A 203-nucleotide genomic window follows, 5' to 3' on the forward strand; every position below is an offset into this window, starting at 1 on the left:
CCGACCGGGATCGGCTCGTCGAGACGGCCGAAGCGGATCCGGAAGTCGTCGAGCAGCCGCAGCGCCTGGCGGGCGAAGTAGCCCAGTTCGGGGTGGTGCCGCTTGGCTTCCAGCTCGGTGACCACGACCACCGGGAGAACGACCTCGTGCTCCTCGAAGCGGGTCATGGCGAGAGGGTCCGCCAGGAGCACGCTGGTGTCGAG

General features: G+C 69.5%; 1 protein-coding gene. It reads right to left on the reverse strand.

The genetic code is table 11. The features are described 5' to 3' along the window. A partial coding sequence (locus PUR56_RS08775; protein ID WP_329948462.1) for a PIN domain-containing protein occupies positions 1-203 on the reverse strand: 203 nt, incomplete at both ends.

It is taken from the genome of Streptomyces sp. BE303 (assembly GCF_036290945.1).
Lineage (GTDB): Bacteria > Actinomycetota > Actinomycetes > Streptomycetales > Streptomycetaceae > Kitasatospora.